Genomic DNA, 8,603 nt, shown 5'->3' with positions numbered 1-8,603 from the left:
ACTCGGCCGTGCTTCTCGGGCAGGTCCGCTGCGCGGGTGTCCGCTGGGGCGGCCTTCGCGGGGGTGTCCGGCGGTGCGGCCTTTTCGTCCGCGGGGGTGTCCGTCGTCGTGGCGTCCCCGTGCGTCCGGGGCTCTCGGCCGTGCTTCTCGGGCAGGTCCGCTGCGCGGGTGTCCGCTGGGGCGGCCTTCGCGGGGGTGTCCGGCGGTGCGGCCTTTTCGTCCGCGGGGGCGTCCGTCGTCGTGGTGTCCCCGTGCGCTCGGGTCTCCCGGCCGTCTTTCTCGGGCAGGTCCGCTGCGCGGGTGTCCGCTGGGGCGGCCTCCCCGGGGGTGTCCGGCGGTGCGGCCTCGTTCGCGGTGACCCCGGTCGTGTCCGGTGACTGGCGCGTGCTCGTGTGCTGAGGCAACCCGGGGGGTCCTTCCGTGCGAGACCGTGGTGGTGTGGCGGGCCTCGCGGGGAGGCCGGGGCCCGCCGTCGTCCCGTACGGCCGGGCCCCGGCCCCCGTTCACGCCGCCCGGCAAACACCCGGCAAACGCCTCGCCAAGGGCCGGCCGGGGCCGCCCCGTCACAGCGGGGCCGGATGCCGGCCCGGCGGCCGGTGCGGGATCGGTTCGCCGGGCCGCGCCGTGTGTCCGTACCGGCGGATAAGGGGACAGCCCGCCGTCCCCGACGGCCGCCGGGCTGTCCCGTCCGTACGGCACCCTGCGGCCGGCGTCGGGCCCGAGCCCTACGCTGCGGACGGTGGACGGGCGCGGACGGTGGTGCCGCTCGTGCCCGGCCTGGTTCGACAGCGCCTGGGCGGAGCGCCGCAAGGCGGCGGCGGGCGGATGAGCCGGTCCTCCGTACCGCGACGGCCCGGTGCCGGGAAGCGCCGGGCCGCGCTGCCGGCGGGAGACTGCCGTGCCCACGTGCGCGGACCGGGGCGGGCGGACTCCCGCTTCCCCTTTCACTCCCGCTCCTGCGGCACCCCGCTCGGACCGGCCGGAGACCCTCGGCGCCTCGGCGAACGCGCCGCCGGAGGCGGCCTGTTCACCGGGGAGCGTGTCCGTGCGACTCCGTGCGTCCTCCGCGCCGCACGGGGACACAGTTCGCCGTCCCGCCGTCCGTGACCGGTTCTGGTGTCCGGGGCACGGGGCCGTCCACGGTGAGCCGTCACCCGCTCACGTCGGGGGCGTAGCGCACGAACGGCCGGTCCGGGAAGGTGTCCCCGCGCCCTCGGCGCCCGTCCCCGTGCTCCCGCCGCGCGTCCCGGCGCCCGCCGGCAACGCGCCGTCCGGGTCCGGGTCGTGCGGCAGGGGGTCGGGGTCGTGCAGCAGGTCCAGCGCGAGCGCGGCGGTCCAGCCGAAGCCGAGGGCACCGCACGGCTCACCGGTGTACGGGTCGACGTACTCGGCGAACCCGCTCGCGTCCGCCGTTCCCACGACCGCGTCCCGCAGCGCGTCGGCCCGCTCCCGCTCGCCGTGCGCCCGCAGCCCGCGCTCCACCAGCCAGCTCGTGTTGAACCAGGCCGGTCCCCGCCAGTAGCGGTGCGGGTCGAAGGACTTGCCGAGCAGGTCGTAGCTGGGGACCAGGCGGGTGGCGCCGCCCAGCCCGAAGTGCGGCCCGCACAGGGTGCGCACGAGGGCGGCGGCGACCTCGCGGGGCAGGCCGGGCAGCAGCAGGGGGACCAGGCCGGACACGGAACGTTCGCGGACCGGCTCCCCGCCGCACACGTCGCGGCAGAAGAAGAGGCCCTCCGCCGGGTCCCACAGCCGCTCCACCAGCGCCGCCGTCAGCCGGTCGGCGCGTGCGTGCCGGGCCGTGCCGGTCGCCCCCAGCTCCCGTGCGATCCGCGCCAGCGCGTGTTCAGAGGCGATGAGCAGGGCGTTGAACGCCGGGTCCTCGACCGCGAACGCGCCCGCCGCCGGCGACGCGGGCCGGCCGCGCGCACCGTCCGCGCCGCTCACTTCCCCCGGACCGCCCGGACCGCCCGGACGACCGCCCGCATCGCCCGGTCCGTCCTGGTAGCCGCGGTCGCGGTAGTCCGCCGCCAGCCGTACGTAGCGGCCGTAGTCCAGGTCCGTCGGCCGGTCCCCGGGCGTGCCGTGGTCGAGGTCGGCGCGGCGGAACGAGCGGGCCGGGGCCGGGGTGACACGGGCCAGCGGAGCGTCCCAGCAGGGGCTGTTGTCCATCCCCTGCTCCCAGGGGTGCACCACGGACACCAGCCCGCCGCCGCCCAGGTCCCGGCGGTGCAGCAGATAGCGGTGCCAGGCCGCGAGCCGCGGGTACACCCGGGCCAGGAAGCCGCGCGCCCACGACAGGGCCGGGTCGGCGCGGTGCACCAGCCAGGCGGCCAGCGCGTGCACCGGCGGCTGCACGATCCCCGAGGTCTGTACGGTGCGCGGGGCGCCCGCGGCGCGCCCGGCGGTGGTGGAACACCAGAAGTCGGGGCTCGGGAAGTAGGCGTCGAGCGGGACGGAGGGGTTGAAGACGATGTGCGGGACGCGGCCGTCGCCCCACTGGGCGTCCAGCAGCGTCTCCAGTTCCGTCTGGGCCCGTGACGGCGACAGGTGCCGCAGGCCGATGGCGACGAACGCGGAGTCCCAGGACCACTGGTGCGGGTACAGGCCGCGCGAGGGCACCGTGGAGGCGCCGGTCCAGTTGTCCTCCAGCACCCGGGCGGCCCGGGCGCGCAGTTGTCCCGCCCCGGCCGGCGGCGGAGCGGGTGCGAGGGGCGGGTGGCCGGCCGGCGGCGCGGAGCCGCGGAGGGCGGACGGGGACGTGGCGCCGGCGGGTGCGGCGTCTCCCGCGCGGCCGGCGGCGAGTTGGGCGGTGCGGTCCACTCGGTGGCCCCCCGGAAGACGTCCGGCCGATCGGTTCGGCGGCGGGTACCGCGAGGCTACGCCTGACCGGCCCGCAGAAGGCACTGGGGAATGCGGACTTGGGAAGCGCAAGGGGGGCGCACGACCGCACGGCCCGGCGGAAGACGGGAGGCCCGTGCGGAGCTGCGGGCCGGGCAAGCGCCCGGTCACTGCGGCAACTGGCGGGCCGGGGGCGGGCGGTGACGCGGGGTCCGCTTCAGCAGGTCACCGGTCGGCGCGGGCGATCGTCGTCAGGCTCCTGACGCCCGGGGTGCCGATGACCACGGGCGGCGCGGCCGGCGCGCCGCAGCGCGCCCGAAGCTGCCGTATCGGCGGGCCGCGCCGCGACACGTCCGAGGGCTGCCGTACCAGCGGGCACTGCCGACGGCCCGGCGGGAGGCGGTGACCTCGCGGCGGGGTGGGCGGGATCGGTGAGGGCCGTCGGCGACCGGCGCCGTCCTGCCATCGTCGGCGACCGTCAGGGGCCTGTCATCGTCGTCGCGCTCGTAGTGCAGCGCACCCGCCGGAGCGGGCGTAGACGCCGCCGCGGGCGCTCGGGGTGCGACGGCGCGTGCGGGGCCGTACGGCGGCCGGCGGGGTGCCCCAGGACGGGTCCCCGGGGCCGTTGCCGGGGGCGCCCGGCGGTCCGCGCAAGGCGGGCTGCCGCGATCGGTCCGGGACGCCGCCCCGACGGTGCCCGGCCTGTGCGTCGATGTCCGGTGTGGCGCGGTCCGGGGGCTGTGCCGTGACAGGGCGATGACGAGGCATTTTCCCGTTCGCACGGCCGTCCGCATGGTGAAATTCCCTCGGCTGTGGCAGCGTGATTCTCGCCACCCTTGATAGAGGTAGCGCTCAGATGAGCGGATCTTGGGCGACTGCACTTCCTCAAGGGCTGGCACTCAGTGCCAGCCCTTGATCGTTCATCGATCGAAAACAATCGTGGAGAGGGGTGCTCATCTGAGCGAAAGAAAGAGTCTACGAGCGTTGATTCGTTCAAGAAGTGAAAACATCCTGCCGGGACGGCTTGCCAAGCCTTGACTTTCGATCCGGTGGCGGACGATCGGTTACAGGCTCATGACGCACAGGTGGACATACCCACAAGCCTTTGATCTGGGTATGTTCCTCGCCGTCAGGGCAGCCACCGCGTCCTCGAGGAGTCGAGACCCGTGTCGGAAAACAAAGTTCCCCAGGTAGCTGAGCACGGAACCAGCGTTGAGGGCGTGAAGTTCGTTTACGACTTCACCGAGGGCAACAAGGACCTCAAGGACCTCCTCGGTGGCAAGGGCGCGAACCTCGCCGAGATGACGAACCTGGGCCTCCCGGTCCCTCCCGGCTTCACCATCACGACCGAGGCGTGCAAGGTCTACCTCGACAGCGGCGAGGAGCCGGCGGCACTGCGTGACGAGGTGAGTGCGCACCTCGAGGCGCTCGAGCAGAAGATGGGCAAGAAGCTCGGCCAGGCCGACAACCCCCTCCTCGTGTCGGTCCGCTCCGGTGCCAAGTTCTCCATGCCCGGCATGATGGACACCGTCCTGAACATCGGCCTGTCCGACAAGTCCGTGCAGGGGCTGGCCAAGCAGGCCGGGGACGAGCGCTTCGCCTGGGACTCCTACCGGCGCCTCATCCAGATGTTCGGCAAGACCGTCCTCGGCGTCGACGGCGACCTCTTCGAGGACGCGCTGGAGAAGGCCAAGGAGGCCAAGAACGTCACCGTCGACACCGAGCTGGACGCGGCCGACCTGAAGAAGCTGGTCACCAGGTTCAAGAAGATCGTCAAGACCGAGGCCGGCCGGGACTTCCCGCAGGACCCGCGCGAGCAGATGGACCTCGCCATCAAGGCGGTCTTCGACTCCTGGAACGGCGAGCGCGCCAAGCTGTACCGCCGCCAGGAGCGCATCCCGCACGACCTGGGCACGGCCGTCAACGTCTGCTCGATGGTGTTCGGCAACCTGGGCCCCGACTCCGGCACCGGCGTCGCCTTCACCCGCGACCCCGCCTCCGGCCACCAGGGCGTCTACGGCGACTACCTGCAGAACGCGCAGGGCGAGGACGTCGTCGCCGGCATCCGCAACACGGTGCCGCTCGCCGATCTGGAGCAGATCGACAAGAAGTCGTACGACCAGCTCATGCAGATCATGGAGACCCTGGAGAACCACTACAAGGATCTCTGCGACATCGAGTTCACCATCGAGCGCGGGCAGCTGTGGATGCTGCAGACCCGCGTCGGCAAGCGCACCGCCGGCGCCGCCTTCCGCATCGCCACCCAGCTGGTGGACCAGGGCCTGATCGACGAGGCCGAGGCGCTGCAGCGCGTCACCGGCGCCCAGCTCGCACAGCTGATGTTCCCGCGCTTCGACGACGGCGCGAAGGTCGACCAGATCGGCCGGGGCATCGCGGCCTCGCCGGGCGCGGCGGTCGGCAAGGCCGTCTTCGACTCGTACACGGCCGTGAAGTGGTCCCGGTCGGGCGAGAAGGTGATCCTGGTCCGCCGGGAGACCAACCCCGACGACCTCGACGGCATGATCGCGGCCGAGGGCATCCTGACCTCCCGCGGCGGCAAGACCTCCCACGCCGCCGTGGTGGCCCGCGGCATGGGCAAGACCTGCGTCTGCGGCGCGGAGGAGCTGGAGGTCGACACCAAGCGCCGCCGGATGACCGTGCCGGGCGGGCACGTCGTCGAGGAGGGCGACGTCATCTCCATCGACGGTTCGACGGGCAAGGTGTACCTGGGCGAGGTCCCGGTCGTGCCGTCCCCGGTCGTGGAGTACTTCGAGGGCCGGATGCACGCCGGCGCCGACGACGCCGACGAACTGGTCGAAGCCGTGCACCGCATCATGGCCTTCGCCGACCGCAAGCGCCGCCTGCGCGTCCGCGCCAACGCCGACAACGCCGAGGACGCGCTGCGCGCCCGCCGCTTCGGCGCGCAGGGCATCGGCCTGTGCCGCACGGAGCACATGTTCCTGGGCGACCGGCGCGAGCTGGTCGAGCGGCTGATCCTGGCGGACACCCAGGCCGAGCGCGAGGAGTCGCTGAAGCAGCTGCTGCCCCTGCAGAAGCAGGACTTCGTCGAGCTCTTCGAGGCCATGGACGGGCTGCCGGTCACGATCCGCCTCCTCGACCCGCCGCTGCACGAGTTCCTGCCCGACATCACCGAGCTGTCGGTCCGCGTGGCCCTGGCCGAGTCCCGCCAGGAGCCGCACGAGAACGAGCTGAGGCTCCTCCAGGCGGTGCACCGCCTGCACGAGCAGAACCCGATGCTGGGTCTGCGCGGCGTGCGCCTCGGCCTGGTCATCCCCGGCCTGTTCACCATGCAGGTCCGTGCGATCGCGGAGGCGGCGGCCGAACGCAGGGCCGCGAAGGGCGACCCGCGCGCCGAGATCATGATCCCGCTCGTCGGCACGGTCCAGGAGCTGGAGATCGTCCGCGAGGAGGCCGACCGGGTCATCGCCGAGGTGCAGGAGGCCCGCGGCACCGAACTGAAGCTCGCGATCGGCACGATGATCGAGCTGCCGCGCGCCGCGCTGACCGCCGGGCAGATCGCGGAGGCCGCGCAGTTCTTCTCCTTCGGCACCAACGACCTGACCCAGACGGTCTGGGGCTTCAGCCGCGACGACGTCGAGGCGAGCTTCTTCACCGCCTACCTGGAGAAGGGCATCTTCGGCGTCAGCCCGTTCGAGACCATCGACAAGGACGGCGTCGGCTCCCTGGTGAAGTCCGCCGCGCAGGCGGGCCGGGCGACCCGTCCCGACCTGAAGCTCGGCGTCTGCGGCGAGCACGGCGGCGACCCCGAGTCCGTCCACTTCTTCCACGAGGTGGGCCTGGACTACGTCTCCTGCTCCCCGTTCCGCATCCCGGTCGCCCGCCTGGAGGCGGGCCGGGCGGCCAGCCAGTCCGAGGGCAGCGACCACCGCTGACCCGCCGGCCGGCGGGCCACCGCCGGCGCGAGCCCCGGAGCCGTCGTCGCGGCCCCGACCACAACCGACGCGACGACGGCTCCGGCACCCGAGAGCTCCGGACAGAAGGGCAGCCCGCCCGGTGTGCGTGCCACAGGCGGCACACCGGGCGCCCACTCCGTCCGGAGCCGCGAGGAACGGCGGCACCCTGTGCGGGGGCGCCGCGCGTCCGGAAGAAGGGGCGGCACCCTGTGTGCGGGGGTGCCGCCTCTCCGTGCGTCATCTGCGGAGACTGTCAAGCTACGTCCCTGACCGGGAGCAATGGCGTTTGCTGGCGTTGGCTGCCGTTGAACCAGCGTGAAGCCGTTGTGCCCTCGATTGGCCTCAAGGGGGCGACCGGGTCCGATCGCGCGCTGTCACGACAGGTGTCCGCGTCTGTATCAGCACGTGTCCGGGCGGCCCTTGCCGAGCGGACACGTGCTGGTATCGGGCCAGTGACTGGCAGCCCTGGGTACAGAAGTTCCGGTACGGCGGGGCCGGCGAGCCAGCGCTCCAGGGACTGTCGTCAAACCTCGGCCGAAGACCGGAGGTCTGCAGTCAGAAGGGTGTGTCAGAGTCTCCGCATGCTCGAGATCGTGGTGAAAACGGAGAACTGGGAGCGGCACGTCCGTGTGTCCGCCGAGGAGCTGGCAGGGCTGGTCCGGCGGATCGGTGGTGACGGTGACCGGTTCCTGGTGGTCCAGCGGATACCCGACATGCCTGACGTCTTCGCCCAGGTGTGGCACAAGGCCGGTGGTGACTACACGCTGGAGTACCGCGACGGTGCCGCTGACCGGCAGTTCCAGGCGATGGTCGACGGGCCCGAGGTCGTGATCGCGGCGATTACCGGCTGGGCACGCCAGAAGGCCGGCTGGGACGGTGGTCTGGCTTGGTCGCTGTTGGACATGGGCCCCGCCCGCGAGGTGCCGCCGCTCGTCCTCGGCGAAGCCGAACGCGAGGAGTTGGAGAAGCGCGTCGGTGAGGTGCTGGTCGGCGGGTACGCCTCTCGTGCCGAACTGGCTGAGCTCGCTGAGGAGTATTTGGTCACCAAGGACCGCCGGCCCGTCTCGCGCGAACAGGCGCAGTCGCTGGCCGACCGACTGTGGGTGGAGCGGGTCGCGGAGCAGGCCACGTGGCAGGGCGAGACGGACCCTGAGCGGCTGACCCGCGCGTTCACCGCCCTGCAGGATGCCGGTATCACGGCCCGCGAGAACTTCACCTGTTGCCGTAACTGCGGCCAGTCCGAGATCGGCGGTGAAGGCGGGCCCGACGCCCGCGGCTTCGTCTATTTCCACACCCAGTGCACGGACTCTGCCGCAGCCGGCCACGGACTGACGCTCCTCTACGGCGGCTTCGACGGCTCGTCCGAGACCACTGCAGCCATCGGCCACGAGGTCGTGGCCGCACTGGAAGCAGTCGGTCTCCACGCCGAGTGGGACCATGACCCCGGCCGGGCCATCACCGTCACTCCCCTGGACTGGCGCCGCCGCCTGGTCGGCTAGGAACTGTCCGGGCGATCACGGTTCGGTGTGCAAGGCCATGGCTGCTTGTCGGCGCAGTCCCACAGCCTGCGCTCATGACGACCGCTGAGTCCGGATCTTTTTCGAGTCGTGCGCGGGACACGGGTTTTCTCCAATGCCGCCTCGATCCGGGTGCCGTCACGCCAAGCCGTCGATCACGCTGAACGTCTACACGCATCTGTGGGAGGCGGAGGAAGATCGGACCGCCGCCATGATGGAGGCCGCGCTGGGTGATGTGCCCTGAGAGTGCCCCAGGAAGGGCGGCAGACCCCGAGCCCCTGGTCAGGGGGCCGGTCTTGCACCCTGTGCGGGG

At 72.6% G+C, this 8,603-nt stretch carries 4 protein-coding genes and 1 pseudogene; 3 read left to right on the top strand and 2 right to left on the bottom strand.

Annotation, left to right across the window (positions count from 1 at the left end; all coding sequences use genetic code 11):
* A pseudogene (locus tag ABZ920_RS11880) lies at positions 1-404 on the bottom strand (hypothetical protein); the annotation flags it as partial.
* 754 nt (positions 405-1,158) lie between these two features.
* Positions 1,159-2,820 (bottom strand): hypothetical protein, encoded by a 1,662-nt coding sequence (locus ABZ920_RS11875; RefSeq protein WP_361502062.1) that lies wholly within the window; start codon positions 2,818-2,820, stop codon positions 1,159-1,161.
* A gap of 1,238 nt (positions 2,821-4,058) precedes the next feature.
* Here ABZ920_RS11875 and ppdK point away from each other — a divergent pair.
* The 3 genes from ppdK (at position 4,059) to ABZ920_RS11860 (ending at position 8,534) form a co-directional block, all read left to right on the top strand.
* Positions 4,059-6,752: a pyruvate, phosphate dikinase gene (gene ppdK / locus ABZ920_RS11870; protein WP_361502059.1), complete on the top strand. Its 2,694-nt coding sequence runs from the start codon at positions 4,059-4,061 to the stop codon at positions 6,750-6,752.
* A gap of 602 nt (positions 6,753-7,354) precedes the next feature.
* Entirely contained in the window at positions 7,355-8,272 is a 918-nt protein-coding gene (locus ABZ920_RS11865) for a hypothetical protein (protein WP_361502057.1), read from the top strand.
* Positions 8,273-8,405: 133 nt separating this feature from the next.
* A complete protein-coding gene (locus ABZ920_RS11860; RefSeq protein WP_361502054.1) occupies positions 8,406-8,534 on the top strand; it encodes a hypothetical protein in 129 nt (42 codons plus the stop codon).
* Positions 8,535-8,603 lie beyond the last annotated feature (69 nt).

Origin of the sequence: Streptomyces sp. NPDC046831 (genome assembly GCF_040645305.1) — a bacterium.
Lineage (GTDB): Bacteria > Actinomycetota > Actinomycetes > Streptomycetales > Streptomycetaceae > Streptomyces.
Note: the sequence above shows the minus strand (reverse complement) of the source record. Positions and strands in the feature narration are given on the sequence as shown.